This window comes from Roseivivax sp. CAU 1753 (assembly GCF_054482575.1).
In genome coordinates this window covers 327,348-342,132 of record NZ_JBTLRF010000001.1, presented here as the reverse complement: position 1 = coordinate 342,132, position 14,785 = coordinate 327,348, and the positions used below count along the sequence as shown (strand labels likewise).

General features: G+C 65.4%; 14 protein-coding genes. 4 read left to right on the top strand and 10 right to left on the bottom strand.

The window, feature by feature from the left end:
• Nucleotides 1-177: 177 nt before the first annotated feature.
• The 3 genes from tsf to ACXYMN_RS01550 all read right to left on the bottom strand — a co-directional run bounded on the left by tsf (nt 178) and on the right by ACXYMN_RS01550 (nt 3,540).
• Nucleotides 178-1,056 carry a translation elongation factor Ts gene (tsf, locus tag ACXYMN_RS01560; protein ID WP_459011628.1) on the bottom strand — a complete coding sequence of 293 codons (879 nt, stop codon included), beginning with the start codon at nt 1,054-1,056 and terminating at the stop codon, nt 178-180.
• A gap of 103 nt (nt 1,057-1,159) precedes the next feature.
• Nucleotides 1,160-1,942 carry a 30S ribosomal protein S2 gene (gene rpsB / locus ACXYMN_RS01555; RefSeq protein WP_459011626.1) on the bottom strand — a complete coding sequence of 261 codons (783 nt, stop codon included), beginning with the start codon at nt 1,940-1,942 and terminating at the stop codon, nt 1,160-1,162.
• 272 nt (nt 1,943-2,214) lie between these two features.
• Nucleotides 2,215-3,540, bottom strand: coding sequence for a HupE/UreJ family protein (locus ACXYMN_RS01550; RefSeq protein ID WP_459011625.1), 1,326 nt, complete (start codon nt 3,538-3,540; stop codon nt 2,215-2,217).
• A 144-nt stretch (nt 3,541-3,684) separates the two neighbouring features.
• Between ACXYMN_RS01550 and ACXYMN_RS01545 the strand changes: the two genes are divergently transcribed.
• From ACXYMN_RS01545 to ACXYMN_RS01530, 4 genes are all read left to right on the top strand, one after another.
• Nucleotides 3,685-4,578 carry a PfkB family carbohydrate kinase gene (locus ACXYMN_RS01545; protein WP_459011624.1) on the top strand — a complete coding sequence of 298 codons (894 nt, stop codon included), beginning with the start codon at nt 3,685-3,687 and terminating at the stop codon, nt 4,576-4,578.
• A complete protein-coding gene (locus tag ACXYMN_RS01540; RefSeq protein ID WP_459011623.1) occupies nt 4,575-5,498 on the top strand; it encodes a pseudouridine-5'-phosphate glycosidase in 924 nt (307 codons plus the stop codon). Before ACXYMN_RS01545 ends, ACXYMN_RS01540 begins: the two co-directional genes overlap by 4 nt.
• Nucleotides 5,499-5,581: 83 nt before the next feature.
• Complete coding sequence (locus ACXYMN_RS01535) at nt 5,582-6,280, top strand: DUF502 domain-containing protein (protein WP_459011622.1); 699 nt, start codon at nt 5,582-5,584, stop codon at nt 6,278-6,280.
• 110 nt (nt 6,281-6,390) lie between these two features.
• Nucleotides 6,391-7,299, top strand: coding sequence for a sodium:calcium antiporter (locus tag ACXYMN_RS01530; RefSeq protein ID WP_459011621.1), 909 nt, complete (start codon nt 6,391-6,393; stop codon nt 7,297-7,299).
• Here ACXYMN_RS01530 and ACXYMN_RS01525 read toward each other — a convergent pair.
• The 7 genes from ACXYMN_RS01525 to ACXYMN_RS01495 form a co-directional block, all read right to left on the bottom strand.
• A complete protein-coding gene (locus ACXYMN_RS01525) occupies nt 7,292-8,323 on the bottom strand; it encodes a patatin-like phospholipase family protein (RefSeq protein WP_459011620.1) in 1,032 nt (343 codons plus the stop codon). The genes ACXYMN_RS01530 and ACXYMN_RS01525 overlap by 8 nt on opposite strands.
• Nucleotides 8,324-8,389: 66 nt before the next feature.
• Nucleotides 8,390-9,079: a phosphate regulon transcriptional regulator PhoB gene (phoB, locus tag ACXYMN_RS01520; RefSeq protein WP_459011619.1), complete on the bottom strand. Its 690-nt coding sequence runs from the start codon at nt 9,077-9,079 to the stop codon at nt 8,390-8,392.
• Between the two features lie 6 nt (nt 9,080-9,085).
• Nucleotides 9,086-9,820: a phosphate signaling complex protein PhoU gene (phoU, locus tag ACXYMN_RS01515; RefSeq protein ID WP_459011618.1), complete on the bottom strand. Its 735-nt coding sequence runs from the start codon at nt 9,818-9,820 to the stop codon at nt 9,086-9,088.
• A gap of 5 nt (nt 9,821-9,825) precedes the next feature.
• Nucleotides 9,826-10,626: a phosphate ABC transporter ATP-binding protein PstB gene (gene pstB / locus ACXYMN_RS01510; protein WP_459011617.1), complete on the bottom strand. Its 801-nt coding sequence runs from the start codon at nt 10,624-10,626 to the stop codon at nt 9,826-9,828.
• Between the two features lie 11 nt (nt 10,627-10,637).
• Entirely contained in the window at nt 10,638-11,987 is a 1,350-nt protein-coding gene (pstA, locus tag ACXYMN_RS01505; protein WP_459011616.1) for a phosphate ABC transporter permease PstA, read from the bottom strand.
• Nucleotides 11,984-13,447: a phosphate ABC transporter permease subunit PstC gene (pstC, locus tag ACXYMN_RS01500; protein WP_459011615.1), complete on the bottom strand. Its 1,464-nt coding sequence runs from the start codon at nt 13,445-13,447 to the stop codon at nt 11,984-11,986. Before pstC ends, pstA begins: the two co-directional genes overlap by 4 nt.
• 85 nt (nt 13,448-13,532) lie before the next feature.
• Complete coding sequence (locus ACXYMN_RS01495) at nt 13,533-14,570, bottom strand: PstS family phosphate ABC transporter substrate-binding protein (protein ID WP_459011614.1); 1,038 nt, start codon at nt 14,568-14,570, stop codon at nt 13,533-13,535.
• Nucleotides 14,571-14,785 lie beyond the last annotated feature (215 nt).

Here is a 14,785-nt window from a genome sequence, read left to right as displayed (position 1 = left end):
GAAGCCCGACCGATCAGCTACTCATCCCCAATGTCCTTGATCGGTCGGGTCATTGCGCCTTGAAAATTACATGAGCGAAGCTCCTTAAAGCCCTGAGACGAAAAGAAAAAGCCGCCCTGAAAGGCGGCTTTTCCGATGTCTGCGCAAGATGCGTGAACCGGCGCGACCGACGGGGCGTCAGCCGCCTTGCGCGGCTTTCTTGACCTCGGCTGCGAAGTCTTCCTCTTTCTTCTCGATGCCTTCGCCGACCTGCATCCGGACAAAGCCCGTGATCTCGACACCGGCATCGGACGCGGCCTGGGCCACGGTCTTGTCGGGATCGACCACAAACGCCTGGCCGAGAAGCGTGACTTCGGAGAGGAATTTCTTCATGCGACCGACGATCATCTTTTCGATGACCTGCTCGGGCTTGCCGGACTCGCGCGCGATGTCGATCTGGACCTGACGCTCTTTCTCGACGACGGCGGGATCGAGGTCGGCCTCGCCCAGCGAGGCGGGGTTGGCAGCGGCGATATGCATCGCGACCTGGCGACCGAACGCGTCATTGTCGCCGGTCATGGCCACGAGCACACCGATGTTGCCCATGTTGTCGGTTGCGGCGTTGTGCACGTAGGACACAACCTTGCCGCCCGAGATCTTGGCCATCCGGCGCAGGGTCATGTTTTCGCCGATCTTGGCGATCTTGTCGGTGATCATGTCCTTGACGGGCTTGCCGTTGACCTCGGCTTCGGCCAGCGCGTCGACATCGTCGACCCCCAGCGCGGCACCCGAGATATCGCGAACCATTTGCTGGAATTCCGCGTTCTTGGCGACGAAGTCAGTCTCGGCGTTGACCTCGACGGCGACGCCGGTGCCACCGTCAACAGAAACGGCCACGAGGCCCTCTGCCGCGGTGCGACCGGACTTCTTGGCCGCCTTGGCCAGACCCTTGGTGCGCAGCCAGTCAACGGCAGCATCCATGTCGCCGTCGTTCTCGGTCAGCGCTTTCTTGGCATCCATCATGCCTGCGCCGGTCATTTCGCGCAGTTCTTTCACCTGTGCAGCTGTGATCGCCATTGGGCTCTCCTAAAATACAAATGCAACGGGCGGGCCATCTACGGCCCCTGCCCGGTCAGATCAGCCGAGTGTCGGGCAACGCAACCGCGCCGCCCGAGCGAACTCAGGCGCTTGCCGCCGGGGCGTCTTCGGGCGCGGCGACGGCCTCTTCGACAGGGGTCTCTTCCAGAGCGCCCAGGTCAACGCCTGCCGCTTCCATCTGGCCGGACATGCCGTCGAGGGCAGCGCGCGATGCCAGGTCGCAGTAAAGCGAGATGGCGCGGGCCGCGTCGTCGTTGCCGGGGATGATGTAGTCGATGCCTTCGGGCGGGCAGTTGGTGTCGACCACGGCCACAACCGGAATACCCAGCTTGCGGGCCTCGAGGATGGCCAGCGCCTCTTTCTTGACGTCGATGACGAACAGGAGGTCGGGCAGGCCGCCCATTTCACGGATACCGCCAAGCGAGGCGGTCAGTTTGCCCTGCTCGCGCTCGATCCCGAGGCGCTCTTTCTTGGTCAGGCCTTCCGCGCCGTGTTCCATCTGCTCGTCGATGGCCTTGAGGCGGCTGATCGACTTCGACACGGTCTGCCAGTTGGTCAGCGTACCGCCGAGCCAGCGGTGGTTCATGTAGAACTGCGCGCATTTCTCGGCCGCATCGGCGATGGGCTGCTGTGCCTGGCGCTTGGTGCCGACGAACAGCACCGAGCCGCCCTTGGCGACGGTTTCGCGGATGACGTTCAGGGCCGCGTCCAGCATCGGGACGGTCTGCGTCAGGTCGAGAATGTGAATGCCGTTACGCTCGCCATAGATGAACTCGCCCATGCGGGGGTTCCAACGCTGCGTCTGGTGGCCGAAGTGAACGCCAGCTTCGAGGAGCTGACGCATGGTGAACTCAGGAAGAGCCATGCCGATATCCTTTCCGGTTTACGCCTTGGCGGGGGTGTGAGAGCGATGGCTCCAACCGGTGGACGTCGGGGGATGTCTCTCCCGTCCGCCCGACCCCGCCTGCGGGATTGAGTGGGCGCGAGGTACAATTGTTCTGAACGCCGCGCAAGGGGTAATCGCAGCCCCCTGAAAACCCGGTGCAGACCGGGGCACCCCGGCGCAATCGGGCCGATCCGCTGTGCCCTATGGGGGAAGTCGGGGGACCGGGGCGCGGCGCACCGGTCCCCACCGGTTTACAGGAAAACGCGTTCCACGAACCAGAAGCCGCCGACCAGCGCGATGCCGACCGAAGCCGGGATCGCCACATAGGTCTGGTAGGCGTGCAGCTTGTCCACATTGGTCGCGGCCAGCAGGCACAAGAGCGACAGACCGGCCAGCGGGATCAGGAACAACGCCACCGAGACATCGAACTGCGCCAGAAGGTCGGAGCCGTTCAACAGCACGCCCAACGCAACAAATGCCAGCGCCAGGATGCCGTAAAACACCTGCCCCGTCCGCTCGGGCAATTCGAGCGCATCGACCCGAAGCGCCACGAACACCACCGCAAAAGCCGCGGCGATCACCGAAAGCTGCCCCAGTTCGACCCCGATGTTGAAGCCGACAAGCGCCGGAATGAACTGATCCTGCGGCAAACCGAACTCGCCCAGCACCGAAGCGAAGCCCAGCCCGTGCAACAGACCGAACACGAACACCACAGCGGGTCGCCATGGCGACCAGCCTTTCGACAGGATGTTCTCGACGGCAACGAAGACGATGGAGGCCGCGATGATCGGCTCGACGATGGCACCGGGGACGTTGACCAGCCCCAGCGCGCCCAGTGCCAGCGTGACCGTATGCGCCAACGTGAAGGCGGAGACCTGCCAGAGCAGCGGGCCGATCCGCGGCGACAGGAAGAAGAGGCCCAGCACGAACAGGATATGATCGAGTCCCATGGGCACGATATGCTCGAACCCGACGGGAATGTAGCTCAGGAACGCCTGCCCCGCGCTTTGCGCGCCGCCGCCCGCGATGGCAATCGGATCGGAGGGCGCACCGGCTTCGAGATAGCCGGTAAAGGGCGCCTCGACGCCCTGCTGGCGCAGCACCAGCATCCCCCATTCCGCAGGCCAGGTGAAGGTCAGGCTGTCGGCCCCGTCGGGCAGCGGGCCCTCGAAGGCCAGCACCGTATCGCGCGGCAACTCGACATTGCCGGTCGCGTCCGGGCTTGCCTCGGTCATGGTCAGCGGCACCGCCGTGCCGCCCGCCGAGATGTCGATCGCCTGGGCAATCTCGCCGCGCATCTCAGAGATGCGCGCGGCCAGTGCCTCGGGCGGCAGCGCCCTGAGCGCGTCGATCTGGTCGGAGATATCCAGCGCGTTGGTGTCATCGACCCCTTCAAGGTCCGCGCCCGCCACCAGGGCCTCGGCATTGAGCGTGACCTCAAGGGTGACGACGCCGTTTTCCGTCGTCAGATCCGCAATCGCGGGACGCACTTCATGCGCCTGGGCAAGGCTGGCGACGACGGTGCCGGCAAAAACGAGTCCGGTCATCAGGGCCGAGGGTGAAAATCTGCGAAACATGGGGCGCGGTCTCCGGGTGATGCATCGTTTTCTTTGAACTGGCATGCGATCGTCAATGTCAAGGCTGGCGGGCGGCACAACGCCCCGGCTTCATGTGTAAAACACCGCGCTTGCAGGCTTTGATCCGGTCGCTAAAAAGGATGAATGGTAGCTGCGCCCGACATACTCTGTATCGGCTCTGTCCTTTGGGACGTGATCGGGCGGTCTCCCTCGCATCTCGAGAAGGGGTCGGACGTGCCCGGGCGGATCATCCGCCTGCCCGGCGGCGTTGCGCTGAATATCGCGATGACGCTTGCGCGCTTCGGTATGCGGCCCGCACTGCTAAGCGCCGTGGGCCGCGATGCCGAGGGTGACGAGCTGATCCGTCAATGCGCGGGGCTGGGCATCGAGACGGCGCATGTCTACCGCTCTGACGATCTGCCCACCGACCGCTATATGGCGGTCGAAGGCGCCAACGGGTTGATCGCGGCCATTGCCGATGCCCATTCTCTCGAGGCGGCGGGCGGCAAGATCCTGCGCCCCGTGCGCGAGGGTCCGCTGGGCAGCGCGGTCACGCCCTATACCGGGCTGATCGCGCTGGATGGCAATCTGACCGAACAGCTGCTCGAGGAGATCGCACAGGATGCGCGCCTTGCGGCCGCCGATCTGCGTGTCGCGCCCGCGTCGCCGGGCAAGGCCGAGCGTCTGCTGCCGTTCCTGCGCGCCGGGCGCGGCACGCTTTACGTCAACCTCGAGGAAGCGGGGCTATTGTGTCACTGTGAGTTTGCCGACGCCGAAGCGGCAGCGGTGGGACTGCTGGCCCGCGGGGCGGCGCGCGCGCTGGTCACCGACGGTGGCAGGCTCGCGGCGGACGCCACCGCCGATGCGGTGCTGACCCGCAGCCCGAAACAGGTTCTCGTCACCCGCGTCACCGGCGCGGGCGACACCTTCATGGCCGCCCATATCGCCTGCGAGGCGCAGGGGTCGGACCGGCCCACCGCCCTCGCCCGTGCGCTCGATGCCGCCGCCCATTTCGTTTCCGGAGATACCCCCTCATGAGCCCTCATGCCCTGCTGACCCTGTCGTCCGAGGTCGCCGACGCCCTGTCCGGCGGCAAGCCCGTCGTCGCGCTTGAATCGACGATCATCACCCACGGCCTGCCGAAGCCGCAAAACCTGGACGTGGCCCGACAGGTCGAGACGGTCGTGCGCGACAACGGTGCCGTGCCCGCGACCGTGGCGGTTCTGGGCGGCAAGCTGTGTGTCGGGCTCGATGCGGCGCAGCTTGAAACCCTCGCCGCCGCCGAGCGGGTGGCCAAGTTGTCGCGTGCCGATATCGCCGTCTGCATGGCCGAGGGCCGCACCGGCGCGACCACGGTCGCGGCCACCATGATCGCCGCGCGCATGGCCGGGATCGAGGTCTTCGCCACCGGTGGCATCGGCGGCGTGCACCGGGGGGCCGAATACAGCTTCGACGTCTCCGCCGACCTGCAGGAACTGGCGCTGTCGCCGGTCACGGTGATCGCGGCCGGGGCCAAGGCGATTCTCGATCTGCCCAAGACGATGGAAGTGCTGGAAACGCTGGGCGTGCCGGTGATCGCCTACGGGCAGGACATGCTGCCCGCCTTCTGGTCACGGTCGGCGGGGTTGCGGGCACCGCTGCGGATGGACACGCCCGCCGCCATCGCCCGCGCACACCGGATGCGGCGCGCCATGGGGCTTGACGGCGGACAACTCATCGCCAACCCGATCCCCGAGGACGCCGAGATCCCGCGCGCCGACATGACGCCGATGATCGCCCGCGCGATGCAGGACGCCACGACGCACGGCATTCACGGCAAGGACGTCACACCCTACCTGTTGCAACGCATCTACGAGCTTACCAAAGGCCGCTCGCTCGATGCCAATGTCGCGCTGGTTCTGAACAATGCGGCACTCGGGGCCCGGATTGCCCGCGAATTGAGCGCGGACACCGCCTGATCGACCGTCCCGGGCGGCGAAGCATTGCAGTTTCAGCCCCTGACGCATAGCTCTGGACATGACATGACGCATGCACCGCAAAAATGACCGAACCTTTCGACCCAAGACCGCCGCGGGCCAGCCTGCTGTCGCGGCTGCGCGCCTCGTTCCTGACGGGACTGGTGGTCATCCTGCCGGTCGGTCTGACCATCTGGCTGGTCTGGACGGTGATCGGCTGGATCGACGCCTTCGTGCTGCCGCTGGTGCCCGCGCGTTTCAACCCCGAGGAATATATCGGCATCAATCTGCGCGGTGTCGGGGTCATCTTCCTGTTGCTGTTCACGCTGCTGGTGGGCTGGGTCGCCAAGGGGCTGATCGGGCGGTCGCTGATCCGCTGGGGCGAAACGCTGGTGCTGCGGATGCCCATCGTGCGCTCGGTCTATTCCGGGGTGAAGCAGATCGCCGAGACGGTGTTTGTGCAGTCCGACCGCAGCTTCGAGAAGGCCTGCCTGATCGAATATCCCCGCAAGGGGATCTGGGCCATCGGTTTCATTTCGACCGAAACCCGTGGCGAGGTGGCAAGAAAGGCCGTGACATCAAGCGGTTTGGTGTCGATCTTCATCCCGACGACCCCCAATCCGACATCGGGTTTCTTGCTGTTCTGCCCGATCGAGGACGTGATCGAGTTGGACATGTCGCTGGAAGAGGCGGCCAAACTGGTGATCTCGGCGGGACTTGTCTATCCCAACGCCAAGGACCCGACCCAGCCACCGGTCGAGGCCCACGCGCGCGCCGCGGAATAAGTGGAATAAACCGCGCAGCCACCCTTGCAAGCCTGCGCCGCACTGCCGATCTCTGATCAGCCGCGTGCCTGATCTGGTGTGCAGACCGGGACGGCGAAGGGCACGATTTCATGGATATTCTCTTGGCGGTCGCAGGGCTTGCGGCGCTGTTTTTCGGCGGCGACCGGCTGGTTACCGGGGCGGTTGCCGTGGCCCGGCATCTGGGTCTGTCACCGCTGGTGATCGGGCTCACGCTGGTGGGGTTCGGCACCTCTGCGCCCGAGCTTGTCACTTCGCTCAGGGCGGCGGCCCTGGGCAGCCCCGACATCGCGATCGGCAACGTCGTCGGCTCGAACATCGCCAATATCCTGCTGATCCTCGGTCTGAGCGCGCTGCTTGCGCCGTTCGCCTTCGATCACACCGCGTTCCGGCGGGATGCGGTCTGGCTGTTGCTGGCGACCCTCGCCGCCGTGGGGCTGGCCCAATTGGGGGTGTTCGGCCTCTGGTCCGGACTGGCGCTGATTGCGGGGCTAGGGCTGTTTCTGGTGTTCACCATTCGCAGCGGTGCCGTGCCCGAACCCGAGATCGGCCCCCTGCCCGCGCCGATGCGCGGCGCGCTCGAGACGCTGATCGGACTTGGCCTGATCATCGCCGGCGCGGTCATGCTGGTATCGGGGGCAACGGGCATCGCCCGGTCGCTGGGCATTTCCGAAGCGGTGATCGGCCTGACGCTGGTGGCGGTGGGCACCTCGCTGCCCGAACTGGTCACCTCGCTGGCAGCGGCGCGCAAGGGTCAGGGCGATATCGCCTTCGGCAACGTGATCGGATCGAACATCTTCAACGTCTTCGCAATCCTGGGGGTGACCGCGGTCTACACGCCGCTCGACGTTGCCCCCGAGATTGCGTCGCGCGACGTCTGGGTGATGCTGGCCGCGACGGTCGTGCTGATCGCGCTTGGCCTCTGGCGGGCGCGGATCGGACGTTGGCCGGGGCTGGCCTTTTTGGCCGCCTATGCGGGCTACACGATCTGGATCAGTTGAACATGGCGACCAGGTCGACGGTCTGGGTATGGTTCAGATCGTCCTTGTGATCGGCCAGAAACGCATCCGCCCGTGCCCGTCCCGCCGCCTTGAGCTGGGCGATCAGCCCCGGCACCGGGATCATCTTGGTGGCGACCGACAGTTCGGTCATGAATGCGTCATCCGCGATCATGTGGACCAGCACCTTCTTCATCGAACCGGGCAGGATCCTGCCGTCTTCCAGAAGCCGCTGGACGAACTCGATCGCGCGCAACTCTTTCAGAAGCGCCGAGTTGAAGCTGATCTCGTTGATGCGGTTGTGGATCTCGGCGGCGGTGCGGGGCACGTCCTGACGCAGCATGGGGTTGATGTTGACGATCACGACATCCTCCGGCAGGCCGTCTTCATACAGCGGAAACAGCGCCGGATTACCGGAATAGCCGCCATCCCAGCAGGCCTCCAGCGCGCCGGTTTTCGGACAGGTGACCTCGACCGCCTGGAACAGGGTCGGCAGGCAGGCCGAAGCAAGAATGGCCTCGGTGGTGATCTTGTCGCGGGTGAAGATCCGGATCTTGCCATCGCGCACGCTGGTCGCCCCGACAAAAAGCCGCGGGCCAGAGCCATCGCAGACCTTGTCGTAATCGAAGCGCTCGACGATGGGCTGAAGCGGGTTCTTGTAGAGCGGCCCCCAGGCATAGGGCGACATCACGCGGCTGGCGGTGTCGCCGAACGCGTAGATCGGCGAATATTCCAGCAGTCTCGCGGTCAAGCCCGGCTCGGGTATGAAGGCGTTCATCCAGTCGGGCAAGGCAAGGTCGCGCACCTGGGCGATCTCGTGCCAGAGCCAGTCGAGCATGTCGCGCGCACCCTCACGGCCGCCCTGGTGCCAGCCGGACTTGTAGGCCGCCCCGTTCAGCGCACCGGCGGAGGTGCCCGAAATCGCGGCGATCTCGATGTCATCCTCGTCCAGAAGCCGGTCGAGCACACCCCAGGAGTAGGCGCCATGCGCGCCGCCGCCCTGCAGGGCCAGGTTGATGCGTTTCAAAACGTGGGTATCCTTGCGGTTCGGGTCGTCGCCGATCCTAATGCCGCAGCGCGGCAATGCAACCGATCATCCCAGCGCATAACCCGCGCCGCGCACGGTGCGCAGCACATCCGCGCCGCCATCGCGCGCCAGCGCCTTGCGAAGGCGGCCCACATGCACGTCGACGGTGCGGCTATCGACATAGACGTCGCGCCCCCAGACCCGGTCGAGAAGCTGGTCCCGCGACCAGACCCGGCCCGGCTTTTCCATGAAGTTGGCCAGCAGGCGAAATTCGGTCGGGCCCAGCTTGACCTCCGCCCCCGAGCGGGTGACGCGATGGCTGTCGGGATCAAGCCGGATGTCGTCGTATTCCAGTACCTGCCCCCCCGCCGCGGGCCGCGTGCGCCGCAACTGCGCGCGCACCCGCGCCATCAGCTCAATCATGGAATAGGGTTTGACGACGTAATCATCCGCGCCGGTCTCGAGCCCGCGCACCCGGTCCACTTCCTCGGCGCGGGCCGACAGCATGATCACCGGCACGTCCCGCGTTTCGGGACGGATCTTGATGCGTCGGCAGATCTCGATTCCGGACAGGTTCGGCAACATCCAGTCAAGGATGACCACGTCGGGCAACGCCTCCTGGAACAGCACCAGCGCCTCGTCGCCGTCACGGGCACGGGCCACGACGTATCCTTCGGCCTCGAGGTTGTAGGCCAGCACCTCGCGCTGCGCGTCCTCGTCCTCGACCACCAGAACCACCGGTTTGCCCGCATCCATCCGGCGTCAGTCCTCGGCCTGGTCCATGCTGTAGGTCGGATCGAACGAGGTCCGGTCCGCCTTTTCACGCGGCTTGTTGGGATGCTCGCCCGAGACCACGAAGACCACCTGCTCGGCGATGGATGTGACGTGATCGCCCATCCGCTCGATGTTCTTGGCGATGAAATGCAGGTGCATGCAGGCGGTGATGCTGCGCGGGTCTTCCAGCATGTGGGTCAGCAATTCGCGGAACAGCGTGTTGTACATCTGGTCGATGTCGCTGTCGCGCTCGATCACGTCGCGGGCCAGGTCGGCGTCGCGCTGGATATAGGCGTCAAGCGCGTCCTTGAGCATCCGCTCGACCTCGCGGGCCATGCGGCGCAGCGACGTGGCGGTGCCCTCGACGGGGGTAAGCTGCGACAGGACGCCGGTGCGCTTGGCCATGTTCTTGGACAGATCGCCGATCCGTTCGAGGTTGGCGGACATGCGCATCACCGACAGCACAACCCGCAGATCCGACGCCGCGGGCGACCGGATCGCGATGACGCGGGCGGCCTCGTCATTCAGGCTGTCCTCCAGCGCGTCGATGGTCTTGTCGCCGGCCCGGACCTGGGCGGCCAGTTCCTCGTCGCGAGTCTCGAGGCTGCGCGCGGCGTCGCGGATCGCGGCCTCGACCAGCCCGCCCATCTTCATGATCTGGGCCTGGATGCCTTCAAGGTCGCGGTCGAAGGCGGAATGAATGTGCCGTATCAAGTCGCTCATGGGTGCTATCCGATCCGTCCGGTGATGTAGCTTTCGGTGCGGCTGTCCTGCGGATTGGTGAAAATCCGGTCCGTCGTGTCGTATTCCACCAGATGCCCCAGGTGAAAAAACGCGGTCTTCTGGCTGACCCGCGCGGCCTGCTGCATCGAATGGGTGACGATGACCACAGAGTAGTCCTGCCGCAGCTCGTCGATCAGCTCTTCGACCTGGCTTGTCGCGATGGGATCGAGCGCCGAGCAGGGCTCGTCCATCAGCAGCACTTCCGGCTCGGTTGCCACCGCACGCGCGATGCACAGGCGCTGCTGCTGGCCGCCCGAAAGCCCGGTGCCGGGCGCGGACAGGCGATCCTTGACCTCGTTCCAGATCGCGGCGCGGCGCAGGGCCTTTTCGACGATGGCGTCCAGCTCGGCGCGGTTGCGGGCCAGACCGTGGATCTTCGGCCCGTAGGCCACGTTGTCATAGATGGATTTCGGAAACGGGTTCGGCTTCTGGAACACCATGCCGACCTTGGCGCGCAGCTGCACCGGATCGACGCGGCGGTCGTAGATGTCCTCGCCGTCGATGCGGATGTCACCTTCGATGCGGGCGATGTCGATGGTGTCGTTCATCCGGTTCAGGCAGCGCAGAAAGGTCGACTTGCCACAGCCCGACGGGCCGATGAACGCGGTCACCGTCTTGTCCAGGATATCGACAGACACGTCCTTGATGGCGTGGTTGTCGCCGTAAAACACCTGCACGTCGCGGGCGGCGATCTTGATGTCTGTGGCGCTCACATGGGTCTCCGAATGGATTGGGGTCTGATACATGTCTATACCTCTTACCAGCGCCGCTCAAACCGGCGGCGCAGGATAATGGCGATGGCGTTCATCGCAAACAGGAACACCAGAAGGATGATGATGCCGCCCCAGGCGCGCTCGTAATAGGCGGGATCGGCGCGCTTGGCCCATTCGTAGATCTGCGCGGGCATGGCGGAGTTGGGATCGAAAAACCCCGAGGCGAGGCTGTCGGGATAGTTCGTGGCAATATAGCCCACCATGCCGATCAGCAGCAGCGGCGCGGTTTCGCCCAGGGCCTGTGCAAGCCCGATGATGGTGCCCGTCAGGATGCCGGGCATGGCCAGCGGCAACACATGGTGAAAGACCGCCTGCATCTTCGAGGCCCCGACGCCAAGCGCTGCGTCGCGGATCGAGGGCGGCACCGATTTCAACGAGGCGCGCGTGGTGATGATGATCGTCGGCAATGTCATCAGCGTCAGCACCAGCCCGCCCACGATGGGTGCCGATTGCGGCAGTTCGACGAACTGGATGAAGACCGCGAGGCCCAAGATGCCGAAGACGATCGACGGCACCGCCGCGAGATTCGAGATATTGACCTCTATGAGGTCGGTGATGCGGTTTTTCGGGGCAAATTCCTCAAGGTAGATCGACGCCGCAACACCGATGGGCAGGGCCACCGCCAGCACCACCAGCATCATGTAGAACGACCCCAGCATTGCCACCCCCATACCAGCCTGCTCGGGGCGGCTTTCAGAGGCATCGGTACCCGTGATGAAGGCCCAGTTGAAGCGCTTGGCGACCACACCCGCCGCGCGCAGTTCGTCCACCAGATCAAGATGTTCCGCGTCGATGTTCTTGTCGCGCGCGACGCTGTCCCGGCTGACGCGCCCCTTCAGGTAGCCATCGACCCGGCTGGACGCGAGAAGGCGAAGGGTTACCGTTTCGCCCAGCAGCGCGGGGTTTGCCAGGACGCGGTCGCGCAGCTCGGCTGCGGCAGAGGCCGACAGGACCGCCTTCATCGCCTTGGGGCCCGCAAGCGGCGTATCGACGCCCAGCCGTTCGACCTCGGACCACAGCGCCTGCTGGATCAGCGGGGTGTATCCGAAGGTCGACACCTTCGCCATCTCGGCCGGATCGCGATTGCCGGTCTTGTCGAGCGCGTCGGCATCGAGAAAGACCGGCACCGTGATGAACGTCTGCTGAAACGCGGACACCCCGTTGGACAGGATAGTGCCCAGCAGAACCACCAGAAAGAACAGCCCCGCGACGATAGCGGCGATGCCATAGGCCTTGAACCGTGCCTCGGCGGCGTTGCGCTTTTTCGTGCGCGCGTCGACCGCCAGCAGCGATCTGGCGTGGCGGGGCGTTGTGGCGGCGCTGCGATCGGTCATTCGTATTGCTCCCGGTATGTGCGCACGATGTAGAGAGCGAGGACGTTCAGCAGCAGCGTCAGCACGAACAGCGTCATGCCGAGCGCGAAGGCCACCAGTGCCTCGGGGCTGGCGAAATCGGCGTCACCGGTCAGCTGGCTGACGATCTTGGCGGTGACGGTGGTCATGGCCTCGAACGGGTTGAGCCCCATACGTGCGGCGGCCCCGGCCCCCAGCACCACGATCATTGTCTCGCCGATGGCACGGGATGCCGCCAGCAGGATGGCCCCGACGATGCCCGGCAAGGCCGCGGGCAGGATCACCTGGCGGATCGTCTCGGAGCGCGTGGCCCCCAGCCCGTAAGAGCCGTCGCGCATGGCCTGCGGCACCGCGTTGATGATGTCATCGGACAGCGACGAGACGAACGGGATCAGCATGATCCCCATAACCAGCCCGGCCGTCATCACCGCCGTGCCCGCCTGCATCCAGCCCAGACCGTCATCGCCAAAGACCTTCAGCAGAAGGGGGCCGACCGTCAGCAGCGCAAAGAGGCCGTAGACGATGGTGGGGATCCCGGCGAGGATCTCGATCGCGGGCTTGACCACGGCGCGCATCCGCCTGCTGGCGTATTCTGACAGATATACCGCCGAGAAGAGGCCGATGGGCACCGCCACCAGAAGCGCAATCACCGAAATATAGAGCGTGCCCCAAAGCAGCGGCAGGACCCCGAGGCTGGACCCGCCGCCGAAGGACGGCGACCAGGTGGTCGAGAAGAAGAACTCCGACGCCGGGTAGAGCCGGAAAAACTCGATGGTGTTGAAGACAAGGCTCAGGATGATGCCGACGGTGGTCAGGACCGCGATCGAGGCCGCCGCGATCAGCAAGGCGCGGATGCCCGTCTCGATGGTGTTGCGGGCCCGAAAGTCGCTCCGGGTCTGGCGCAGGGCCAAGGCGAAGCCCAGTGCCGCGACGCCGATCACCGCCAGCGTCATGACCATGCCCCCCAGCGCCGCCAGCGCCCGGTACCGTTGCGCCGCTTCAAGCACCGGCGCGCTGACCTCCGAACCCAGCGCGACGCCGGCGGCGGCCAGCGTGGCGCGAATATCGTCGCGGGCGACGTCCAGCGCCCCTGCCCCGTCGGCGCTGATCAGCCCCTGCGACAGCGCCGCACCGATGCCGATGGCGACGCGCCGCACATCGGCCATGATGAGGTTGGAGTCGCGGTCTTGGGCAAGGGCGAATTCCGCGATCAGCCCCGAAACGCGCATCTCGATCACCAAGGGCTGCACGATCAGCCAAACGACCAGCAGGCCAAGTGCCGGGACGGCGACCTTCATCGCCACATTGGCCCCGTAATAGGAGGGCAGCGAATGCAGATCGCGCACATTGCCGCCGACGCTTTGCAGCGCGCGCGCACGGCCCAGCAGATAACCGGTCAGCGTGATCAGCAGGATCAGGGCGAAAAGCCAGGCAACAGGCATATGGCAGGGTCCGTTTCGTCCGGGTCAGTGTCAAAGGCAACGGGGCGACACTGCCGCCCCGCGCGCGATACCAAGGCAGGCGGGTTCAGCCGCCGTTGCCGAGGGTCTCTTCGTTCTCGATCCGGGCCTGGGTGGCGGCCAGGTCGGGGTCGGGCACGAGGCCGTAATCCGCCAGCGGTCCACCCTCGCCCGCGATTTCGTCGGCCACAAAGAACTGCGCGAAGTCCTTGAGGCCCGGAATAACACCGAGATGCGCCTTCTTGATGTAGAAATACAGCGGCCGCGAAACCGGGTAGTCGCCCGCGGCGATGGTCTCGACCGAGGGGGCGACGCCGCCCATGGTGGCCACTTTCAGCGTGTCGGTGTTGTTTTCGTAGAACGCCAGTCCGAAGACGCCGACGCCGTCGGGGTTGCTGTCGATGCGCGCCAGCGTTTCGGTGTAGTCCCCGTCGATATCGACCGAGCGGCCATCGGTGCGGACTGCCATACAGGCCGCTTCGGCGTCATCCTCGGACCGGCCCATCGCAACCATGGCCTCAAGCGCGCCGGTATCCTCGCAGCCCTGCAGCAGCACGTTCTCCTCAAAGACCTCTCGGGTGCCGTGCTTGGTGCCGGGAATGAAGGCCGCGATCCCGACATCCGGAAGATCCGCGTTGACGTCGGCCCATGACTGGTTGGGATTGGCGGTCATCGCGCCATCCACGGGCAGTTCGGCGGCAAGGGCCGTGTACCAGTCGGCGGGCGTGAAGGCGGTAAAGGCCGGGCCGTCGATCTGGCTGGCGAACACGATGCCGTCATAACCGATGCGGACCTCGATGATCTCGTCGACGCCATTCGCGGCGCAGGCGGCGATTTCCTTTTCCCGCATCGCGCGCGAGGCATTGGCGATGTCGATGGTGTTCTCGCCCACGCCTTCGCAGAACCGCTTGAGCCCCGCCGATGAGCCGCCGGATTCGACCACCGGCGACGGATAGTCGAAATTCTCGCCGAAGGCCTCGGCGACGATCGAGGCATAGGGCAGCACGGTCGAGGAACCGGCGACCTGCACGTTGTCGCGCGATTGCGCGAATACGGGCGCGGCGGCGACAAGCGCCAGAGCGGAGACGGTCAGGGTCTTGGTCATGTTCACTCCATTCGAGTGTTGATGTCAGATCACGGGGTCGCACCCGAAGAGGCGGCGACCACGGGCCGAGGGCTAGCGCCGTCCGACAAAGCTTTTGTGACGCCGACGTAACAGTTTCATGACAATGCCCGATGCCGCGGCGTCATCCGCGCCCAATGCAAATTTTGCTGCGATGTTGCATCGCGCGTTGCGTTAGGCAAAAATATCACAATTGT

Coding starts and splice junctions, on each gene's coding strand:
- rpsB (WP_459011626.1), bottom strand. CDS start 1,942: ATGGCTCTTCCTGAGTTCACCATGCGTCAGCTCCTCGAAGCTGGCGTT.
- ACXYMN_RS01530 (WP_459011621.1), top strand. CDS start 6,391: ATGGATATTCTCTTGGCGGTCGCAGGGCTTGCGGCGCTGTTTTTCGGC.
- pstA (WP_459011616.1), bottom strand. CDS start 11,987: ATGACCGATCGCAGCGCCGCCACAACGCCCCGCCACGCCAGATCGCTG.
- ACXYMN_RS01545 (WP_459011624.1), top strand. CDS start 3,685: ATGGTAGCTGCGCCCGACATACTCTGTATCGGCTCTGTCCTTTGGGAC.
- tsf (WP_459011628.1), bottom strand. CDS start 1,056: ATGGCGATCACAGCTGCACAGGTGAAAGAACTGCGCGAAATGACCGGC.
- ACXYMN_RS01550 (WP_459011625.1), bottom strand. CDS start 3,540: ATGTTTCGCAGATTTTCACCCTCGGCCCTGATGACCGGACTCGTTTTT.
- ACXYMN_RS01540 (WP_459011623.1), top strand. CDS start 4,575: ATGAGCCCTCATGCCCTGCTGACCCTGTCGTCCGAGGTCGCCGACGCC.
- phoU (WP_459011618.1), bottom strand. CDS start 9,820: ATGAGCGACTTGATACGGCACATTCATTCCGCCTTCGACCGCGACCTT.
- pstC (WP_459011615.1), bottom strand. CDS start 13,447: ATGCCTGTTGCCTGGCTTTTCGCCCTGATCCTGCTGATCACGCTGACC.
- phoB (WP_459011619.1), bottom strand. CDS start 9,079: ATGGATGCGGGCAAACCGGTGGTTCTGGTGGTCGAGGACGAGGACGCG.
- pstB (WP_459011617.1), bottom strand. CDS start 10,626: ATGTATCAGACCCCAATCCATTCGGAGACCCATGTGAGCGCCACAGAC.
- ACXYMN_RS01535 (WP_459011622.1), top strand. CDS start 5,582: ATGACCGAACCTTTCGACCCAAGACCGCCGCGGGCCAGCCTGCTGTCG.
- ACXYMN_RS01495 (WP_459011614.1), bottom strand. CDS start 14,570: ATGACCAAGACCCTGACCGTCTCCGCTCTGGCGCTTGTCGCCGCCGCG.